The following is a 21,033-nucleotide window of genomic DNA, read 5'->3' as shown; positions in this document are numbered from 1 at the left end:
CAAAAGAATGATAAATACTAATAAAGAACTCCCATTAGTTTCCATTTGTATACCAACTTACAATGGAGCTAATTACATTGAAGAATCTTTAAATAGTGCCTTAAATCAAACTTATAAAAACATAGAGATTATAATTTGTGATGATAAGTCTAGCGATAATACTATTGCCATTTGCGAAGCTTACGCAAAAAAACATCCCAACATAAAAGTTTTTAAAAATCCAGAAAACTTAGGGTTAGTAAAAAATTGGATAAATGTTATAGAAAAAGCATCCTCTAACTGGATTAAATTTTTATTTCAAGATGATATTTTTGAAAATAATTGTGTTGAAATAATGATGAATGCTGCTTTAAAACACAACGTAAATTTTGTGTTTTGTAACAGAGAATATTTCTTTGATGAAAATATAAACCAAAAGCTACAAAGTTTTTATACTAAAATAGAAAAAACAGACTCTATATTTCCTCACAATACCCTAATAACTCCGGAACAAGCACCAAAAATTATTGGAAAAAAATTATTTAACAATTGTATAGGAGAACCACCATGCTATTTATTTAATAAATCTATAATAAATGAAAGCGATTTTCCTTTAAAATATAAACAGATAATAGATTACGTTTTTGTTTTAAATATTATATCGAAAAACAGCTTCGTTTTTATAAAAGATAGTCTAGTTAAATTTAGAGTACATTTATCTTCAGAGTCTATGACTACTACTGTTAATAAAGATGCTTTTGATAAACTTATTTATGTAAAATATTTTGAACGTTTATTATTGTGTTACGATTTAATACACAATCCTACGTTTAAACTTTTTAAAGAAAACACACCTTTAAAAGATATTGAACAAATAAGAGATTGGACCACATTAAAATCTTTTAAAAGATTAGATTACAAAAAAGCAAAAGACTTTTACACTAAACAATCTATAAAAGACTTTATAATAAATAAAAACACAAAAAACTATAATCGCCTTAAATACAAGCTATTTAAATTTAAAACCAAATCTTTACGTCACATATACAAAGTCTAAATGCCTTTAATTTCAATTATATTATGCACTTTTAATGGAGAAGCTTATTTAAAAGCTCAAATAGATTCTATATTAAATCAAACTTATAAATCTATAGAGTTAATAGTATGCGACGATAAATCTACAGACAATACTATTTCTATTTTAAATGCTTATGCTCAAAAAGACTCTAGAATAAAAGTAAACTCTAATTTAAATAATCTTGGTTACATTAAAAATTTTGAAAAAGGAATAGCGCTTGCAAGTGGAGAATACATTGCGCTATCAGACCAAGACGATGTTTGGGCTTTAGATAAAATTGAAAAACTATACAACAATATAAAAGATTACGATTTAATTTATTGCGATTCGTTATTTGTAGATAAAAACTTAAAGAGTTTAAATAAAAAAATGTCGAGCTCTAAAAACATGATTTCTTCCAATAACCCATTACATTTTGCTTTAGACAATTGTGTTTCTGGTCATGCTCTACTTTTTAAAAAACAATTGTGCAATACTATATTTCCATTCCCAAAACTTATTCCGCATGACTGGTGGATTGCTTTTAATGCAACATTAAATGGAGGCATTACTTATTTTAACGAAGCATTGGTAGACTATAGAATTCACGATAATAACACCTTAGTACTAAATAAAAATAGAAAGTCTAAAGAAAATAAAATATATAAGAGACAAGCCAGAGTTTTAGAATTTTATAAAAAATGTCCAGAACATCACTATGCTAAAAAAATACTCTTAAATTTGGAACTTCTTTATAAAAAACCAACCGCAAAAAATAATTTTAAAAAGATAGCTCTCTTTTTAAAACATAAAGAAGAACTATTTATAATTAAGAAGAAAAAATCTTTGGCATTAATATTCTATATATTAAAGCTATACAATAAAATTAAATAACCATGAAAATTACAATTATTAGTTTAGATAATTGGGGATTTAACAGCTATATAGAAAAAAATCTTATTGCTAAAGGTATTGAAACAACTTCAATAAACTTTAACGATTTCACCTATAAATATCCTACTGTTTTTCATAGAATATTTAATTTCTTTTTAAAGAATCTAACAAAAAAGAACTTAAAAGAGATTCATTTAAAAAAACAAATAAATGACCGCATAGAGTCGCTACCAAAACAAGATAAAATTCTAGTTATTAAGTCAGATTTTCTTAACCTAGAAACCTTACTTCAATTAAAAAGTAAAACTAACGAGCTTATAACCTTTATAAACGACAGTATCTCCAGATACCCTAAAATTAAAAAGAATATAAATCTTTTTGATAAAGTATTTTCTTTTGAAAATAAAGATTGTAAAAAACATGGTTTTACTAAAATTAATAATTTTATTTATACCTGTTTAGATACTAAAGAAAACCACCCAATAGAATATCAAGCATTTAATATAAGCTCTATAGACAAAAGAAAAAAAAGCACCTCTTTTTTTGCAGACTACTTTAATACACACAATATCTCTTTTAAAATTATTGTTTTTAGTTTAAAACCAGCCGAAGAACTTAAAAGCAAAGGTATTGTAATAATAAAAAAGCCATACTCAATATCACAAATGCTAGATTACTTAAAAAAATGTAAAGTAGTTTTAGATTTACAGCGTCCCAAACAACAAGGTTTATCGTTTAGAGTATTCGAGTCTTTAGCATTTCAAAAAAAACTAATTACCCTTAATAAAGATATTGTTAAGTACGATTTTTATGATCCTGAAAATATTTTAGTAGTAAAAAACATAAAACACATTTCTATTCCAGATTCTTTTTTAAAAACCGATTATAAACCGTTAGACAAAAAGATTTTAGAAAAATACCATATTTCTAACTGGACTAAACAAGTTTTTAATTTAGATAAATGAAAAACGAAATTAAAATAGCGTTACTTATTTCAACCTACAATTGGCCAAAAGCGCTAAATTTAGTTTTAGAAAGTGTTTTTAAACAAAGTAAATTACCTCACGAAATTGTTATTGCAGACGATGGCTCTTTAGAGAGTACAAAAGAAGTTATAGCCTCTTTTAAACAACAATCTAAAATTCCAATAAAACATATATGGCATGAAGATTTAGGTTTTAGAAAAAGTATTATTCTAAACAAAGCCATTTTAGCTGTTTCTGCAGATTATATTATTCAAATAGATGGAGATATTATATTACATAAACACTTTATAAAAGACCATATTAATAGCAGGCAGGCAAACACATTTTTATTTGGAAGTAGAATTTCCTTAAGTAAAAGCAAAACACAAAGCATACTAAATCAAGGCAATCAAACCATACACTATTTTACAAAAGGATTAAAAAAAAGAAATCGATTACTAAGGCTTCCTTTTTATAAGTACTTTACAAAAAGAGAAAATAAAAATTCGAAAAAAATAAGAGGCTGCAACATATCCTATTGGAAAAAAGATGCAATGGCAATTAATGGTTATAACGAAGCATTTGTTGGTTGGGGATACGAAGATTACGAATTTATACAAAGACTGGTTAATAATGGTGTTTACGGAAAAAGACTAAAACAAGTAGCATTACAATACCATTTATACCATAAAGAAGCAGCAAAAGGAGATACTACAATAGGCGATAAGATTTTAACAAATATTATACAAAACAAAATCTGTTTTATAGATAACGGCATAATAAAACAAGATTAAAATGATTGCAAAAAGAAACAACCTAATAGATATTTCAAAATTTATATTAGCTATAATGGTTGTAGGTGCGCACACCGATTTTTTTATAGATATAAATAAATTAATATGGTATTTATTAAAAAACGGCCTTTTTAGAATAACTGTACCTATTTTTTTAATGATTAATGGTTACTATTTTTTTAATATTAACACTAAGCAACACTACATTAAATGGTTAAAAAGAGTTCTTATACTTTATTTAATATGGATGGCAATCTATTTTAAATACTGGCATAAACAAGACACGATTACATTTTTTGAGCTTTTTACTTTTGGCTGGCATCACTTATGGTATTTAGCAGCTCTACTATGTTCCGGATTGGTGTTATACTTTTTAAAAAAAGCATCTAACAAGCGATTAACAGCAATAATATTAACACTCTTTCTTACGGGTGTTTTTATTCAATACATAAAAGTTTATATAAACGTAGATATAGAATTTTTAAACAATATTATTAAAAAACCATATGTAGTAAGAAATTTTATTTTTTTCGGCCTTCCTTTTATGGCTACAGGTCTTTTAATAAGAAGAAACCAAGAAAAACTAACAAAAAAAACCACTGTAATTACCATAATAGGTTTTATACTATTATTTATTGAAAGCTATATTAATTATAAACTAACTACAAATAAAGGTTTCGATATATTATTCACTCAAATAATAGTGTGTCCAAGTTTATTTATACTAATACTACAAACTAAAATAAATACAAAGTTTAATACTAAAACTATATCGCTTTACTCAAGCGCAATTTACTTTAGTCATACAATTCCGTGGATATATATTGTAATGCATTATCAATTTACTAATACAACAATTAGTATTATCACCGTATTAGCAACTATTGCATTATCTTACATTTTAATACAATTAAACAAGAAAATTAAATACTTGCTATAACATAATGAATAAAACATTAAACATACTTGTTACAAACAACCACTTGGTAAACGTTGGAGGCTCAGAAACATTTACATACGCTTTAATTGATGGTTTAAAAAAGAAAGGACATAATGTAGAATATTTTACTTTTGAAAAAGGATTAGTTTCTACTAAAATTGAAAATGAACTAAAAGTACCTTTTCTATCTAAAAAAGAATACGATATTGTTTTTGCCAACCATAATACAACCATTAGCTATTTAAAAAAGAGCATAAAAAGCAAATTTATTCAAACGTGTCATGGCATTTTTCCTCCTTTAGAGCAACCACATAAATATGCCGACGGTTATATAAGTATTTCTCAAGAAGTACAAATACACCTAAACAATAAAGGCTACAACTCTACACTTATTTTAAACGGTATAGACTGCAAAAGATTTAAAACAACAAAAGCACCACAACCCAAACTAAAATCTGTACTTAGCTTGTGCCAATCTAAAGAAGCTAATACCGCAATACAACAAGCTTGTAATGCATTAAATTTAGATTTCGAATATTTAGACAAAAACATAAATCCTATTTGGGATATAGAAAATACCATTAATAATCACGACTTGGTTATTGGTTTAGGCAGATCTATTTACGAAGCCATGGCATGCGGAAGACCAGTTTTAATTTACGATAATCGATCCTATGCAGATTCTTTTGCCGATGGTTATTTAAATAAAGAAATTTTAAACAACAGCATAAAAAACAATTGCTCGGGTAGATATTACAAATATAAATTCTCTGTAAACGATTTAGTAAACGAAATAAAAAAATACAACTACAAAGACGGACAATTTTTTAGGGAGTTTGCATTAAAAAACCTAAACATCGAACACCAATTAGATACTTATTTAGAAGTTGCTAATAACACCAAAGTAAATAAAATTAAGCAACTACGTTTTAAGTTTAAGCAATTTAGAGAAAGGAATAAACAAGCTAATTAATAATTTTTATATTAAAAACACATTTATTTTAGTTTTTAAGTGGCTTATTAACAAGAATTCGTGGTTATTAAATGGCTGATTTTTAAAAAATAGCAAGGAAATTAACAAATCGCGAAAACATATCAACAAAGTTATTAAATAAAATACCCTATACTATTTGGTAATCAAGAAGATTGTCGTAAATTTGCAAACTCTTTTTGAGAGAGGAATGTTTAATCGACTCGTATAAAATCGGGTCAAAAATTTAATTAATAACGTGGATACATTAAGCTACAAAACCGTTTCGGCAAACAAAGCAACTGCAGATAAGCAGTGGGTTTTAGTTGATGCTGATGGTCAAACCTTAGGGCGTATGTGCACTCAAATCGCAAGATTATTAAGAGGAAAGCACAAGCCAAGCTTCACACCACATGTTGATTGTGGAGATAACGTAATTGTTATCAATGCAGAAAAAATCAACTTAACAGGAAACAAGTGGACAGATAAATCTTATATCCGTCACACAGGTTACCCAGGTGGTCAAAGAAGTTTAACTGCTACTGAATTGTTTGGAAAAGATCCAGCAAGATTAGTAGAGAAATCTGTAAAAGGAATGTTACCTAAAAACAAATTAGGAGCAGCTCTTTTTAGAAACTTAACTGTTGTTACAGGAACAGAGCATGCTCACGAAGCTCAAAAACCTAAAACAATTAACTTAAACGAATTCAAGTAATGGAAGTATTACACAAAATTGGTCGTCGTAAAACGGCTGTTGCTCGTGTTTACCTTAAAGAAGGTAAAGGAAACATCACGATTAACAAAAAAGATTTAAAAGACTACTTCGATACAGCAACGTTACAGTACAAAGTAAACCAACCGTTAGCATTAACTAACAACGAAGGTAACTTTGATATTTCTGTAAATGTATTTGGAGGTGGTATTACTGGTCAAGCAGAAGCTATCCGTTTAGCAATTTCTCGCGCAATGTGTGAGTTAAACGACGAAAACAGAGGTATTCTTAAACCAGAAGGTTTATTAACTAGAGACCCAAGAATGGTAGAGCGTAAAAAATTCGGACAGAAGAAAGCGCGTAAAAAATTCCAATTCTCGAAACGTTAATATTATCCTTCAACAGTATTGTATATTATCAATACTGTTGAGACAAAACAAAAAAATAAAACAGTTATTGTTGTCCTAGCCTAAAAGCAGGATTTAGTTTAGCATCTAAATGAAGCCATAAGCTATAAAGCCCAATGGAACATTGCTAATTCAACAGAACGTAAACTATTACAAAATGGCAGTAGAAGTAAAAGAATTACTTGAAGCAGGTGTACACTTCGGTCACCTTACACGTAAGTGGGATCCAAACATGGCGCCTTACGTATATATGGAGCGTAACGGTATCCATATTATAAACTTATACAAAACAGCAGCTAAGATTGACGAAGCTGGAGAAGCTTTAGCAAAAATTGCAGCCTCTGGTCGTAAAATCTTATTTGTTGCTACAAAAAAACAAGCAAAAGACATCGTTGCTGAAAAAGCAGGTAGCATTAACATGCCTTACATCACAGAAAGATGGCCAGGTGGAATGTTAACTAACTTTGTTACTATTAGAAAAGCTATTAAAAAAATGGCTACTATTGATAGAATGAAGAAAGATGGAACCTTTTTAACTTTATCTAAAAAAGAACGTCTACAAGTAGACCGTTTAAGAGCTAAGTTAGAAAAAAACTTAGGTTCTATTGTAGACATGACGCGTCTTCCAGGAGCTTTGTTTGTTGTAGATATTAAACGTGAGCATATCGCGATTAAAGAAGCACAGAAATTAAACATTCCTATTTTTGCAATGGTAGATACTAACTCAGATCCACGTCAAGTAGATTACGTTATACCAGCAAATGATGATGCTTCTAAATCAATCGATAAAATATTAACGCACGTTACTGAAGCTATTACAGGTGGATTAAACGAGCGTAAAGCTGAAAAAGCTGAAAAAGCTGAAGGTAAAGCAAAGCCTGCACCAGCAAAAAAAGCTAAAGCAGCTAAAGAAGAGGAAGAATAAATAACAATTTCGAAACATTTATAAGTCGTTTAATTCTTTTCTTTACCGAAATAAATTGAACGACTTTTTTAAATTACACACATTATGAGTGAAGTAAAAATTTCAGCAGCAGAAGTAAACAAATTAAGAAAAGCAACTGGTGCAGGTATGATGGATTGTAAAAAAGCCTTAGTAGAAGCTAAAGGAGATTTTGATGCAGCCATTGATGTATTACGTAAAAAAGGACAAAAAGTAGCAGAAAAAAGAGCCGATAGAGAATCTTCTGAAGGTGCTGCCGCTATTAAAATAAACGATGACAATACTGTTGGTGTTGCTATTGTATTAGGATGCGAAACAGATTTTGTTGGTAAAAACGAAAACTTCTTAGCACTTGCTAACGAATTAGCAGAAAAAGCAATCAACTTTGATAGCAAAGAAGATTTCTTAGCATCAGATTTTGGTGGTATGACTGTGTCTGAAAAATTAGTTGAACAAACAGGTGTTATTGGTGAGAAATTAGAAATCAATGCATTCGAGAAATTAGAAGCTCCTTACGTTGGTTCTTACGTTCACATTAATAAAATTGGTGCTTTAGTTGGTTTATCTGAAGCTAACGAAGAAGTAGCTAAAGATGTAGCAATGCAAGTAGCTTCTATGGGAGCAACTTCATTATCTTACAAAGGTTTTGATGCAGAATATGTAGCAAACGAGACTGAAGCAAGAATTGCAGTAATAGAAAAAGATAACGAAGAGTTAGCACGTTTAGGTAAAACACTTAAAAACGTACCTCAATACATTTCTATGGCACAATTAACTCCAGAAGTTATGGCACAAGCCGAAGCTGATGCAAAAGAGCAGTTAAAAGCTGAAGGTAAGCCAGAACAAATCTGGGATAAAATTTTACCAGGTAAAATGGAGCGTTTCGTATCAGACAACACAACTTTAGATCAAGAACAATGTTTACTTGACCAAAAGTTTATTAAAGATGAAAAGCAAACAGTTGAAGCTTATGTAGCGTCTAAAAACGTTGAAGTAACTGCTTTTAAACGCGTTTCTTTAGGATAACAAATTCCTGCAAAAGCAGGAATCTCATCCAATTTATTTAAAAACATATAAAACCACTACTCTATTTTTAGAGCTAGTGGTTTTTTTGTGTTTAAAAACTAAAGCATAAAAAAAGTAGAATTTCTGTAATATTAGCAATTTCAGAAATAAAAAAATTATGTAGCTTTGCTAAACCTTTATTCTCACGAAAGTGGGAATCTTTTAAAGTTTAGAAACTACTCATGAAATACAAAAGAATCCTCCTAAAATTATCTGGTGAAGCCTTAATGGGAAATCGCCAATATGGTATTGATCCAGAACGTCTTGCTGAATATGCACAAGACATTAAAGCCGTAACAGAAAAAGGAATTGAAGTTGCCATAGTTATTGGCGGCGGAAACATTTTTAGAGGTGTTGCAGGTGCCATGAATGGTATGGATCGTGTACAAGGCGACCACATGGGAATGCTTGCAACCGTTATTAACGGTTTAGCATTACAACAAGCTTTAGAAGATGCAGAAGTTAAAACAAGGCTGCAAACAGCTATAAAAATTAATGAAGTAGCAGAACCTTTTATTAGACGTAAAGCAATGAGTCACTTACGTAAAGGGCGTGTTGTTATTTTTGGTGGAGGAACAGGAAACCCATATTTTACTACAGATTCTGCGGCCGTTTTAAGAGCCATAGAAATTGAAGCCGATGTTATTTTAAAAGGTACACGTGTAGATGGGATTTATAATGCAGATCCAGAAAAAGATAAAGAAGCTATTAAATTCGACCATATAACTTTTGATGATGTTTTACGCAAAGGTTTAAAAGTAATGGATACCACAGCTTTTACATTAAGTCAAGAAAACGATTTACCTATAATAGTTTTCGATATGAACACAAGAGGAAATTTAATGAAAGTAGTATCTGGAGAAAATATAGGAACTCAAGTAAGTTTATAAAAAATTAATTTTGGCTTAATTCTTGAATTACCTAAATTAGTAATAAAATTTTTCAATAATGAACGAAGACATTCAATTTATAATAGATGGCGCAAAAGAGTCTATGGACAACGCTATCGAGCATTTAAAAAAACAATTTACTAATATACGTGCTGGAAAAGCAAGTCCTGCTATGTTAGGCAGCGTTATGGTAGATTATTATGGTTCACAAACACCATTAGCACAAGTAGCAAACGTAAACACACCAGATGGTAGAACAATAACAGTACAGCCTTGGGAAAAAGCAATGGTTCAGCCTATAGAAAAAGCTATACAAATTGCAAACTTAGGTTTTAACCCAATGAATAATGGTGAGCAGTTAATTATTAACGTACCACCTTTAACCGAAGAGCGTAGACGCGATCTTGCAAAACAAGCAAAAGCTGAAGCAGAAGACGCTAAAGTAGGTGTACGTAATGCTAGAAAAGATGCTAATAACGATATTAAAAAAGTAGATGATATTTCGGAAGATTTAAAAGGAAATGCAGAAGCAGATATTCAAAATTTAACCGATAAATCTGTTAAACGTATAGACGAGCTTCTTAGTAACAAAGAGGCAGAAATAATGACCGTCTAAAAGTTTATAAAAAGTTAAAAGCGACTTAATTGTCGCTTTTTTTATAGAATAAAAACTACATTGATTTTTTTTATAAAACTATGCATTACGTAAAATTTATAGCGGTAGGCTTTATGCTTTTTTTTTCTGTGTTTATTTACGCGCAGAAAGACTATAAATTTATCCCAAAAAATCAAAAACTTTTAAGTGATAAGCAGGTAAAAACCATGCAAATCATGATTACTCCAGACATTCTTCTATTTAACGAACAAGGTAAAGTTTTACCTTCATCTCAATTAGAATTAATGACTAATCCTGGCTATAAACCATTGTTTTATGCCAATAGCGAAGGCAAAATTAAATCTGTTATTTTTCAGAAAAAAAATAATAATCCTGCATTTGTAGAAAAAAATCCAGAAGCCCAATTTACAAAAGGAGAAAAAGCTTTAGATTTTATTGTTACAGACCTAAATGGAAATAAAATTAAACTTTCAGAATTAAAAGGCAAGGTTGTTGTCTTAAATTTTTGGTTTACAAAATGTGGACCTTGTGTTCAAGAAATACCGAGGTTAAATGAGCTTGTTAATGAATATAAAAATAAAGATGTTGTGTTTTTAGCCATTACTTTTAATAAAAAAGAGATAATAGAAAATTTTTTATTTGATACTCCTTTTAATTACACAATAGCCGCAAATGCAAATCATGTAATTAATACATATGGTGTACAAAGTTACCCAACAAGTATAGTTATAAATAAAAAAGGAGAAATTGTATTAAAAGAAATTGGATATAGAACAAATATAAAAAGTGTGCTTTCTAAAGCTATTAAAAACCAATTAAAATAAATTATGCGCAAGCTTTTGCTATATACACTTTTCTTTTGCTTCACCTTTATAGCTGCAGCTCAAACACCAGAAAAAGAGACTAAAAAGTCTACCGATTCTATAAACTCCGATGCTTTGCTAAAGCAAATTGGAAACGGTTTTTTTCCAACAAAGGTTTGGAATTTTGATTTAAGATATCTTATAAAATTCAATCAATATGAAGGTTTTAGAACAGGTCTTGGAGGAGTAACAAACGAAGGTTTTTCAGAAGATTTTAGAATAGACTCTTATGTTGTTTACGGTTTTAGAGACCATCGGTTTAAATATAAAATTGGAGGTGGTGTGTTATTAAACAAAGACACAAAAAGCTGGTTAAACATATCGTACACAGACGATTTAATGGAAACAGGAAGCTCTAATTTTTTAACAGATGGGCGTACATTTTCATTTTTCGAGCCACGTTTATTAAATATTAGTTTATTTCACAAGCATATTACCTCAGCCATATCTTATGAGCATGAAGTTAACCCAAAACTAATTACAGAAACCGAAGTTGCTGTTAGTAATATAGACCCAACTTACAATTATACGTATGTTCTAGATAATACACCTTATCAATCTTTTGGTACCAGTACAGCAAAAGTTGCTTTACAGTGGAATCCATTTGTAGAATTCGAATCTATTGATGGTAAAAACAAGATTATAAAAGATGGCTATCCAAAATTCACATTGCAATACAGTAAGAGTTTTAAGAACGTTTTTGATGCCGATTTTAATTTTTCGAAGTTAGATTTTAGAGCCATCCATAAAATAAATCATAATAAAGATTCTCACACTATTGCAACATTGTCTGCAGGTTTGGCACATGGCGATACACCTTTAACACATATGTATCACGCATATCCAAACAATATTAATAAAGAAACAATACTAAATCGCTTTTCTGTAGCAGGAATAAATAGTTTTGAAACTATGTTTTTTGATGAGTTTTTTTCAGACAGGTTTGCAACATTAGTAGTAAAACATTACATAAAACCTTTTCGTATAACAAGTTATTTTAAACCACAACTAGTACTAATAACTCGTTATGCAGTAGGAAACATGAATAACATAAACAGACACCAAAATGTTAATTTTGGAACTCTAAAAAATGGTTATACAGAATCTGGTTTCGAAATTAATAAACTTTTATTAGGCTTTGGTTTAAGTTTCACTTACCGTTATGGCGCCTATCATCTACCAAAAGAAGAAGATAATTTAGCATTAAAGTTCACGTTTAATATTACATTATAATTTCGTAAAATCTTTAGCTTTTCCATACCTTTGCGCCTACTTTTAAAGCATCATGGCGAAACAAAAAAAATCTAAATTTTGGGATATTGTAGCTAGACTAATTTTACGTAATAAAATTGGTATTCTTTTAGGTATAATTACCATCACTATTTTACTAAGTACACAGTGGAAATATATGCGCTTTACCTATACTGAAGCAAATTTATTACCAGATGATCACGAAGTAAATATAGAATATAATAACTTTTTAAAAATTTTTGGTGAAGAAGGCAACCTTATTGTTTTAGGTGTTAAAGACTCTACTCTATTTACTGTTGAAAAATTGAACGCGTGGAACTCACTTTCCGATAGTTTTAGAGCATCAAAAGAAGTTGAAAGTGTTGTATCTATAAAAGATTTACAAAAACTTGTAAAAAATACTGAAGCTAAAAAATTTGATTTAGAGCCATTTATTAAAGATTCTGTTAAAACCTCTAAAGACATTGCAATACTCCAAAACGAGCTTTTTAATCAATATCCTTTTTACGATAATTTCTTATTTAACACAGAAACAAAAACAGTAAGAACTGCTATATATCTAAAAAAGGAACTAGTAAATACTGCTGCCAGAAAAGATTTTGTAATAGAAACTTTAATGGAAAAGGTTAAGGTGTTTGAAGACACTTATAATTTAGACGTTCGTGTTTCTGGTATGCCTTACATTAGAACGTTAAATGCCCAAAATATTGTAGACGAAATTGGTATGTTTGTTCTTGCAGCATTAGCAATAACATCTCTTATTTTCTTTTTATTTTTTAGATCGTTTAGAGCTACTTTTATTTCGTTAATTGTGGTTTGTATTGGTGTTATGTGGACTTTGGGAATTCTTGGTCTTTTAAAATACGAAATAACTGTATTAACTGCTTTAATACCACCGCTTATTATTGTAATTGGTATTCCTAATTGTATTTTTTTAATTAATAAATACCAACACGAGGTAAAATTACATGGTAATAAAGTAAAATCTTTACAACGTGTTATTACAAAAGTTGGTAATGCCACATTAATGACGAATGTTACAACAGCCTCTGGTTTTGCCACTTTTATAATTACAGAAAGTAAACTTTTAAAAGAGTTTGGTGTTGTTGCTTCACTTAGTATTTTGGCTATTTTTATATTATGCCTACTTATTATTCCTATTATTTACACCTTTTTACCATATCCTAAAGATCGCCATTTAGAGCATTTAAACAAACGTTGGATTGGCGGTTTTGTAGACTGGACAGTACGTATGGTTAAACAAAAACGCATTGCTATTTATAGTACAACCTTAGGATTAATTATTATTTGTATTATAGGTATCTATAAAATTAAAGTATCTGGAAGCCTTATTGAAGATATGCCTAAAAAGGCTGAATTTTTTAGCGATATTCGTTTCTTTGAAGAAGAGTTTAATGGGATTATGCCAATGGAAGTGATGATTGATACAAAACGCAAAAAAGGCGTTATGAAATCGACTACTTTAAAACGCATGAATGAGCTTGAAGATTTAATAATAGAAACACCAGAACTATCAAGACCAATCTCTGTAGTTAGCCTAGTTAAATACTCAAAACAAGCTTATTACAATGGCAATCCAAAATACTACCAACTGCCAACAAAACAAGAAGAAGCTTTTATTTTACCATATGCCAAAAACTCGACTTCTGGAGAAACCAATCTATTAAACAACTTTGTAGATTCTACTGGTCAATACGCTAGAATAACTACGTTTATGAAAGATATTGGAACAGATAAAATGGAGCGTATAGAGGATAATTTACTAAACAAAATAAACAACGTTTTTCCAGAAGAAAGATATAATGTTTCCATTACAGGTAAAGCATTAGTTTTTCAAAAAGGAACAAAATATTTGGTAAATAATTTAGCACTTTCGTTATCCTTAGCCATTTTCTTAATTTCATTATTTATGGCATACATGTTTCGTTCTTTTAGAATGATCATTGTATCATTAATTCCAAATCTATTACCATTAGTTGTAACTGCTGGATTAATGGGCTACATAGGTGTACCTATTAAACCATCTACAATATTAGTATTTAGTATTGCCTTTGGAATTTCCGTAGACGATACTATTCACTTTTTAGCAAAATATCGTCAAGAATTACAAGCCAATAACTGGAAAATTAAAAAGTCTGTTTACGCCGCATTACGCGAAACTGGAGTAAGTATGTTTTATACTTCTATTGTATTATTCTTTGGCTTTTCGGTATTTACCATTTCTAGTTTTGGTGGTACTGTAGCACTTGGTGCTTTGGTATCGGTAACATTACTATTCGCGATGTTATCAAATTTACTACTATTACCTTCACTTCTATTATCTTTAGAACGTAGTATTGCAAACAAACAAATACTAAAAAAACCTACAATAAATATTATTCCTATAGATAGTGATGATGAAGATGTTTTAGAGGAATCAGAAGAAAAAAAATAATTTAAAAAAAGTAAAATTTTATATTTGCTATTAAAATAAAATTAAAATGACAAAATTAACTATTGCACAATTATTAAAAGAAACAAAACTACAAGAAGTAGAAGTTAAAGGTTGGGTACGCACCTTTAGAGCCAAAAGGTTTATTGCTTTAAACGATGGTTCTACACTTAATAATATACAATGTGTAGTTGATTTCGAAAACACACCAGAAGATACTTTAAAACGTATTACTACAGGAGCTGCTGTTGCCATAAAAGGTGAATTAGTAGAGAGCCAAGGTAAAGGACAAAGTGTTGAAGTAGTAGTATCTTCTATAGAAATTCTTGGAGATAGCGATCCAGAAACATACCCAATTCAACCTAAAAAACACTCTTTTGAGTTTTTAAGAGAAAATGCACATTTACGTACAAGAACTAGTACATTTAGTGCTGTCATGCGTTTACGTTCGGCTTTATCTTTTGCTATACATAAATATTTTAACGATAATGGTTTCTATTACATGCACACTCCTATTATTACAGGAAGTGATGCAGAAGGTGCCGGAGAAATGTTTAAAGTAAGTACTTTAGACCAAAAAAATCCGCCACTTACAGAAGATGGTGAAATAGACCACACAAAAAACTTTTTTGGAAAAGACACAAACCTTACCGTTTCTGGCCAATTAGAAGCAGAAACTTATGCCATGTCACTAGGTAAAGTATATACTTTTGGTCCAACCTTTAGAGCAGAAAACTCTAATACATCTCGTCATTTATCTGAGTTTTGGATGATTGAGCCAGAAGTTGCATTCATGGACCTTGCCGGAAACATGGATTTAGCTGAAGATTTTATGAAATCTGTTATCACTTATATTTTAGAAAATAATGCAGAAGATTTAGAGTTTTTAGACAAGCGTCTAGCCGATGAAGAAAAAACAAAGCCTCAAGCAGAACGTAGCGAGCTTTCTTTAATTGAAAAATTAAAGTTCGTAACCGAAAACAACTTTAAACGTGTTAGCTATACCGAAGCAATAGATATACTTAAAAACTCTAAGCCTAACAAAAAGAAAAAATTCAATTATATAATTGAAGAATGGGGAGCCGACTTGCAGTCTGAACACGAACGTTTCTTAGTAGAAAAACACTTTAAATGTCCAGTAATTTTATTTGATTACCCAGCAAATATAAAAGCATTTTACATGCGTTTAAACGAAGACGGAAAAACTGTACGTGCTATGGATATACTATTTCCAGGCATTGGAGAAATGGTTGGAGGAAGCCAACGTGAAGAACGTTTAGACGTTTTAAAAGAAAAAATGGCTGTTTTAAACATTCCAGAAGAAGAGCTTTGGTGGTACCTAGACTTACGTAAGTATGGTACCGCAGTACACTCTGGTTTTGGTTTAGGTTTCGAGCGTTTAGTAATGTTTGCTACAGGAATGAGTAACATTCGCGATGTTATACCTTATCCAAGAACACCACAAAATGCAGAGTTTTAAACAAATGCAAAAACATAAATAATTATTAAAACAATCTGCTAAAACTAAATATGTAGATTGTTTTTTTTTATATTTATAAATAATCAAAATTAAATCATGCTTAAACAATATTTACAGTTCAAATTATCTCAAAAATTGTCTCCGCAACAAATTCAATTAATGAAATTGATACAGTTGCCTACGCAAGCTTTTGAGCAGCGTTTAAAGCAAGAATTAGAAGAAAATCCTGCATTAGATACTGGAAAAGAAGAAAAAGTAGATGAGTATGAAGACATGGATAATTCTGCAGATGAATATGATGATAATGAAGTAATTGAAACAGAAATAAATGTTGATGATTATTTAAGTGATGATGAAATTCCAGACTATAGAACTAGCGCTAACAATTATAGCGCAGATGATGATGAAAAAAGCATCCCATACGCATCTGGAACCTCATTTACTCAACATTTAAAAACACAGTTAAACACCTATCGTTTAAGTGACGAAGAGCGTGATATTGCAGAATTTTTAGTTGGTAGTGTAGACGAAAGTGGCTATATACGTCGTGAGTTAAGTGATATAATGGACGATTTGGCTTTTACTCAAAACGTATATACTACCGAAGAAAAAATTGAACATGTACTTAAAATAGTACATCAATTAGATCCTGCTGGTGTTGGTGCACGAAACTTACAAGAGTGTTTAAGCATTCAATTAGCTAGAAAAGAGCAATCTCCAGATGTAGAGCTAGCTTCAAAAATTATAAACAATGCTTTTGAACAATTTACAAAAAAGCATTACAAAAAATTGATGGCGAAATTCGACATTAGCGAAATTCAATTAAAAGATGCTATTCATGAAATTGAACGTTTAAATCCGAAACCAGGAGGAAGCTATTCTGGAAACACTAGAATGATTGAACATGTCGTACCAGATTTTGCTATAAAAATTGTTGACGGACAATTAGAGTTAACTTTAAATGGTAGAAATGCACCAGAGTTACACGTTTCGCGAGAGTATAATAACATGCTTAAAGGCTATAAAGAATCTAAAGACAAGTCTAAAGCACAAAAAGATGCTGTACTTTTTATAAAACAAAAATTAGATGCGGCTAAATGGTTTATAGAAGCTATTAAACAACGCCAACAAACGTTATTTGTCACCATGAGTGCAATTATGCATTATCAAAAAGAATACTTTTTAACTGGCGATGAGCGTAATTTAAAACCTATGATATTAAAAGATATCGCAGATGAAATTGAAATGGATGTTTCTACTGTTTCACGTGTAGCAAATAGTAAATATGTAGACACACCATATGGCACAAAATTAATTAAAGAATTCTTTTCTGAATCCATGACAAACGACCAAGGAGAAGAGGTTTCTACTAGAGAAATTAAAAAAATACTTGAAACAGTTGTTGAGGAAGAAGATAAAAAGAAACCTTTAACAGACGAAGCTCTTGCTAAAATTTTAAAAGAAAAAGGCTATCCTATTGCAAGAAGAACTGTTGCTAAATATCGAGAACAATTAGATATTTCTGTAGCAAGACTTCGAAAAGAATTATAAATTATTTTCCTTTAAACACAAAGGTAATTGTACCTATTTGAGCACTTTTATTAGATGTACTAAATCTGGTATCTGCAGCATACTCTAATGCATGTTTTTGTAAACAAGCGTTATTAGAAGTTGATGAAGCGTTAATAGACGATTTAATTACTTCTCCTAAAGCGTTTACAGTAATATTAACAACAATTTTACCATTAGCCTCACACAAATAAACAGGAATAGGTAAAAAAGTGTCTGTTCTACCTAATAAAGAATAAAATACGGAGCTATTTTTATTGGTTAATTCTTTAGAATTAGATTGTTGTGTTGCTTTTAAGCGTTTATTTAAAATGCTATTAACATTATCAAAAGAAGTTAGCTCTTTGTTATTAAAAGAAGAACCAACATCACTATTAGATGCTTCGTTAGTTTCAATTTCTTGCTTAGAAAAATTTCTAAGTTTAGAATTATTATAGTCTTTTGGTGGCGCAATTGGTTTAAAAGCTTGTGCAAAATGCTTATATTTTTTTGTCTCGTTATAAGCTTTATTTGTTTTTGTAGAATTATTTTTTTGCTCAATATTATCCTCTTTTTTTTCTTCAAACAAATCTGGAGGAGTAATATCTATTAATGTTTCGGCCACAGTTTCATGCTCCATAAAAACAGTATAGTTAAATAGAGAAAGTACAAGACTTACTGTTATTAATAGAGTTATGACTAATGCCTTATGTGAGTTTTTAAATTTCAAAAAAAATCGAAATAATTAAAGTTAATGTAGTGGTAATTTATATACGTTTAAACCACAAACTATAGATGTAACCTCAATAATTATTCCGCTTTTGACGGTAAAGCTTTTATAAAAGCTTCTATAGAAAGTGCCTTATCTACATTAAAGTCACCAATTTTTGTGCGTCTTAAAACCGAAAGGTGTCCGCCAGAGTTTAGGGCTTTACCAAAGTCGTTTGCTAAAGATCGAATATAAGTACCTTTACTACAAACTACTCTAAAATTAACCAAATTAGCGTCAATTTTAGTTATTTCGAACTCTTTTATAAATATTTTACGCGATTTTACTTCTACATCCTCTCCTGCTCTAGCATATTCATACAACCGCTTCCCATCTTTTTTAAGTGCAGAAAAAACAGGAGGAAATTGGTCTATTTCACCAATAAACTGTTTAGTTGTTTCGTGTATTAAATCTTCAGTTATATGCTTAGTAGAAAATGTTTCGTTTATTTCGGTTTCCAAGTCAAAAGAAGGAGTTGTACTACCTAAAACAATTGTACCAGTATATTCTTTAATTTGTCCTTGAAAGGTATTAATTTGTTTGGTCATTTTGCCAGTACAAATCACCAATAATCCTGTAGCTAAAGGATCTAAAGTTCCTGCATGACCAACTTTAATTTTTTTTATATTATAAGCTTGACGTATTTCCCAACGCAGTTTATTAACAACTTGAAATGAAGTCCAGTTTAACGGTTTATCTATTAATAAAACTTGTCCGGATTTATAATCTTCAAGCGTCATTTTTTTAATTTAAAAGTGAAAAACCAATAGCTATTAAACCTACAATAACGCAGTAAATTGCAAAATAAGATAGTTTGCTTTTTTTAACTAAAGCAATCATCCAAGTACAAGCAAATAAACCTGAAATAAATGCAGCTAAAAAGCCTGCTCCTAATGCTGTAATATTATGACTTTCAAAAGACAACTCGCCACCCACAATATCTTTAGCAATTTTTCCAAAAATTAATGGCACAACCATTAAAAAAGAAAAACGTGCAGCTTTAGTTTTATCGTTTCCTAATAAAACCGATGTTGATATTGTTGCACCACTTCTAGAAATTCCCGGTAACATAGCAATAGCTTGAGAAATCCCAATAATAAAAGCATCTTTAAAGCCAACTTTTTTATTAGTGTCTTTTGCTTTATCGGCTAAAAATAATAATGCTGCGGTAACCAAAAGCATAAAACCAACCAACATAATATTACCACCAAAAAGTTGCTCTAGTTGTTCTTCAAAAAAAAGACCTACTATAACAGCAGGAATCATAGAAATAATAATTTTTATAGCAAAACGATGGTCGTTATTAACTGCCGGTTTAAACAAACCTTTAATTATTTCAATTATATCTTTTCTAAAAATTACAATGGTACTTAATGCGGTTGCAAAGTGTAGAACTACAGTAAATAATAAACTTTCTTCTGGCACAGAATTATCACCAAGAATAGCTTTTCCAAGTTCTAAATGCCCACTAGAAGATACAGGAAGAAATTCTGTAAGTCCTTGAATTATGCCTAAAATGATTGAGTCTATAATGTCCATTCGGCAAAAATATCAAAATTGAATGACCAATACGTATTTTGAAGATATTATTTAGGGTCAGAATCTTCCTTACGCGTTAAAATAGCATAAATTTGGAATCCAAATCCTATTAAAACAAGAGCTGGAGCCAAACGAATACGTCTCCAACTAAAAATTGCTTCACTAAAAACATTTGGGTCATCGCTACCACCGCCAGACATTAAAATAAAGCCTAATACTATAATTGCTAAACCAATAAACATAAATTTATAATTACGTTTACCAAAAATAAATTCGCCTTTATTTTCAGAACCCACTTCTTTACGTTTTTGCTCTCCCACTTTATGTAGATTTAATTAAACTCTGTAATATAATCGCTAGTAATTTCACTACCGAATAAATTTGGTATTTGCAAAGTAAAGGATTTATTTAAAACTACAGCCTTTAATGCGCTTAAATTTAAGCTCTGCTTAAGAGCATAATTATTATGGCTAAACTCAAAATTACTATTTTTAATAAAAATATTTGAAGCCGTACCATTAAATACTTTAATAGTTTTTCCTGCTTTAGGTTTACCTTTTTTTACAACTGGAGTATTTAATTTAAATGATAAAAAGAGCTGGTAACACAAAAAAGCAACCCAAAAAATAATTATAATTGCACTAATTACAACTATTCTCTTTTTTGTATTTTCATTTAAATTCAAAATTCTAGTCGTATATACCTTTAATATAGTGCTTATTCGTGTTTACTTTTACAATTTTAATAGACTTGTTTTCTATTTTTTTTTTCGACAGCACAGTTAATGCAGTTATCGCAACAATACCTATAAATACAAATGTTATTCGTTTCATAATTTAAGTTTTAATGATGAATAAAAAGTATTGGTATAGTCAGTATCTTGGTTTTTTGATTATGTA

At 30.0% G+C, this 21,033-nt stretch carries 23 protein-coding genes; 17 read left to right on the top strand and 6 right to left on the bottom strand.

The window, feature by feature from the left end:
- Positions 1-7 precede the first annotated feature (7 nt).
- The 17 genes from CLV86_RS12290 (at position 8) to rpoN (ending at position 17,829) form a co-directional block, all read left to right on the top strand.
- The gene (locus tag CLV86_RS12290) at positions 8-1,036 is read left to right on the top strand and encodes a glycosyltransferase family 2 protein (protein WP_076734284.1); all 1,029 of its coding nucleotides are present in this window, start codon (positions 8-10) and stop codon (positions 1,034-1,036) included.
- A complete protein-coding gene (locus CLV86_RS12285; RefSeq protein ID WP_121052724.1) occupies positions 1,037-1,930 on the top strand; it encodes a glycosyltransferase family 2 protein in 894 nt (297 codons plus the stop codon).
- 2 nt (positions 1,931-1,932) lie between these two features.
- Positions 1,933-2,895: a WaaS/CpsH family glycosyltransferase gene (locus CLV86_RS12280; RefSeq protein ID WP_076734286.1), complete on the top strand. Its 963-nt coding sequence runs from the start codon at positions 1,933-1,935 to the stop codon at positions 2,893-2,895.
- On the top strand, positions 2,892-3,689 hold the full coding sequence (locus tag CLV86_RS12275) for a glycosyltransferase family 2 protein (protein WP_076734287.1): 798 nt from the start codon (positions 2,892-2,894) through the stop codon (positions 3,687-3,689). Before CLV86_RS12280 ends, CLV86_RS12275 begins: the two co-directional genes overlap by 4 nt.
- Before the next feature lies 1 nt (position 3,690).
- Positions 3,691-4,629, top strand: a complete 939-nt coding sequence (locus tag CLV86_RS12270; RefSeq protein ID WP_121052722.1) for an acyltransferase — start codon at positions 3,691-3,693, stop codon at positions 4,627-4,629.
- 4 nt (positions 4,630-4,633) lie between these two features.
- Positions 4,634-5,602 (top strand): glycosyltransferase, encoded by a 969-nt coding sequence (locus tag CLV86_RS12265; protein WP_121052720.1) that lies wholly within the window; start codon positions 4,634-4,636, stop codon positions 5,600-5,602.
- A gap of 256 nt (positions 5,603-5,858) precedes the next feature.
- Positions 5,859-6,314, top strand: coding sequence for a 50S ribosomal protein L13 (gene rplM, locus CLV86_RS12260; protein ID WP_076734290.1), 456 nt, complete (start codon positions 5,859-5,861; stop codon positions 6,312-6,314).
- Complete coding sequence (rpsI, locus tag CLV86_RS12255) at positions 6,314-6,700, top strand: 30S ribosomal protein S9 (RefSeq protein WP_076734291.1); 387 nt, start codon at positions 6,314-6,316, stop codon at positions 6,698-6,700. Before rplM ends, rpsI begins: the two co-directional genes overlap by 1 nt.
- A gap of 175 nt (positions 6,701-6,875) precedes the next feature.
- Entirely contained in the window at positions 6,876-7,643 is a 768-nt protein-coding gene (gene rpsB / locus CLV86_RS12250; protein ID WP_076734292.1) for a 30S ribosomal protein S2, read from the top strand.
- 84 nt (positions 7,644-7,727) lie between these two features.
- On the top strand, positions 7,728-8,687 hold the full coding sequence (gene tsf / locus CLV86_RS12245) for a translation elongation factor Ts (protein WP_121052718.1): 960 nt from the start codon (positions 7,728-7,730) through the stop codon (positions 8,685-8,687).
- A 221-nt stretch (positions 8,688-8,908) separates the two neighbouring features.
- A complete protein-coding gene (gene pyrH / locus CLV86_RS12240; protein WP_076734300.1) occupies positions 8,909-9,616 on the top strand; it encodes a UMP kinase in 708 nt (235 codons plus the stop codon).
- Positions 9,617-9,674: 58 nt separating this feature from the next.
- On the top strand, positions 9,675-10,232 hold the full coding sequence (gene frr, locus CLV86_RS12235) for a ribosome recycling factor (RefSeq protein WP_076734301.1): 558 nt from the start codon (positions 9,675-9,677) through the stop codon (positions 10,230-10,232).
- Between the two features lie 80 nt (positions 10,233-10,312).
- Entirely contained in the window at positions 10,313-11,056 is a 744-nt protein-coding gene (locus CLV86_RS12230) for a peroxiredoxin family protein (RefSeq protein WP_121052716.1), read from the top strand.
- Positions 11,057-11,059: 3 nt separating this feature from the next.
- The gene (locus CLV86_RS12225; protein ID WP_121052713.1) at positions 11,060-12,328 is read left to right on the top strand and encodes a DUF5686 family protein; all 1,269 of its coding nucleotides are present in this window, start codon (positions 11,060-11,062) and stop codon (positions 12,326-12,328) included.
- Between the two features lie 52 nt (positions 12,329-12,380).
- Complete coding sequence (locus CLV86_RS12220) at positions 12,381-14,801, top strand: efflux RND transporter permease subunit (RefSeq protein WP_121052711.1); 2,421 nt, start codon at positions 12,381-12,383, stop codon at positions 14,799-14,801.
- 46 nt (positions 14,802-14,847) lie between these two features.
- A complete protein-coding gene (gene asnS, locus CLV86_RS12215) occupies positions 14,848-16,278 on the top strand; it encodes an asparagine--tRNA ligase (protein ID WP_121052708.1) in 1,431 nt (476 codons plus the stop codon).
- 96 nt (positions 16,279-16,374) lie between these two features.
- Positions 16,375-17,829, top strand: a complete 1,455-nt coding sequence (rpoN, locus tag CLV86_RS12210) for an RNA polymerase factor sigma-54 (protein ID WP_121052706.1) — start codon at positions 16,375-16,377, stop codon at positions 17,827-17,829.
- 1 nt (position 17,830) lies between these two features.
- Here rpoN and CLV86_RS12205 read toward each other — a convergent pair whose 3' ends face one another.
- From CLV86_RS12205 to CLV86_RS14290, 6 genes are all read right to left on the bottom strand, one after another.
- Entirely contained in the window at positions 17,831-18,466 is a 636-nt protein-coding gene (locus CLV86_RS12205; RefSeq protein ID WP_121052704.1) for a hypothetical protein, read from the bottom strand.
- Between the two features lie 170 nt (positions 18,467-18,636).
- On the bottom strand, positions 18,637-19,335 hold the full coding sequence (gene truB / locus CLV86_RS12200) for a tRNA pseudouridine(55) synthase TruB (protein WP_121052702.1): 699 nt from the start codon (positions 19,333-19,335) through the stop codon (positions 18,637-18,639).
- 4 nt (positions 19,336-19,339) lie between these two features.
- Positions 19,340-20,134 carry an undecaprenyl-diphosphate phosphatase gene (locus CLV86_RS12195; protein ID WP_076734309.1) on the bottom strand — a complete coding sequence of 265 codons (795 nt, stop codon included), beginning with the start codon at positions 20,132-20,134 and terminating at the stop codon, positions 19,340-19,342.
- Positions 20,135-20,181: 47 nt separating this feature from the next.
- On the bottom strand, positions 20,182-20,454 hold the full coding sequence (locus tag CLV86_RS12190) for a DUF3098 domain-containing protein (protein ID WP_076734310.1): 273 nt from the start codon (positions 20,452-20,454) through the stop codon (positions 20,182-20,184).
- Positions 20,455-20,465: 11 nt separating this feature from the next.
- Positions 20,466-20,819: a hypothetical protein gene (locus CLV86_RS12185; protein WP_121052700.1), complete on the bottom strand. Its 354-nt coding sequence runs from the start codon at positions 20,817-20,819 to the stop codon at positions 20,466-20,468.
- Between the two features lie 4 nt (positions 20,820-20,823).
- Positions 20,824-20,967, bottom strand: a complete 144-nt coding sequence (locus CLV86_RS14290) for a hypothetical protein (RefSeq protein WP_170148543.1) — start codon at positions 20,965-20,967, stop codon at positions 20,824-20,826.
- Positions 20,968-21,033 lie beyond the last annotated feature (66 nt).

Source organism: Lacinutrix venerupis, from assembly GCF_003663945.1.
Lineage (GTDB): Bacteria > Bacteroidota > Bacteroidia > Flavobacteriales > Flavobacteriaceae > Lacinutrix > Lacinutrix venerupis.
Note: the sequence above shows the minus strand (reverse complement) of the source record. Positions and strands in the feature narration are given on the sequence as shown.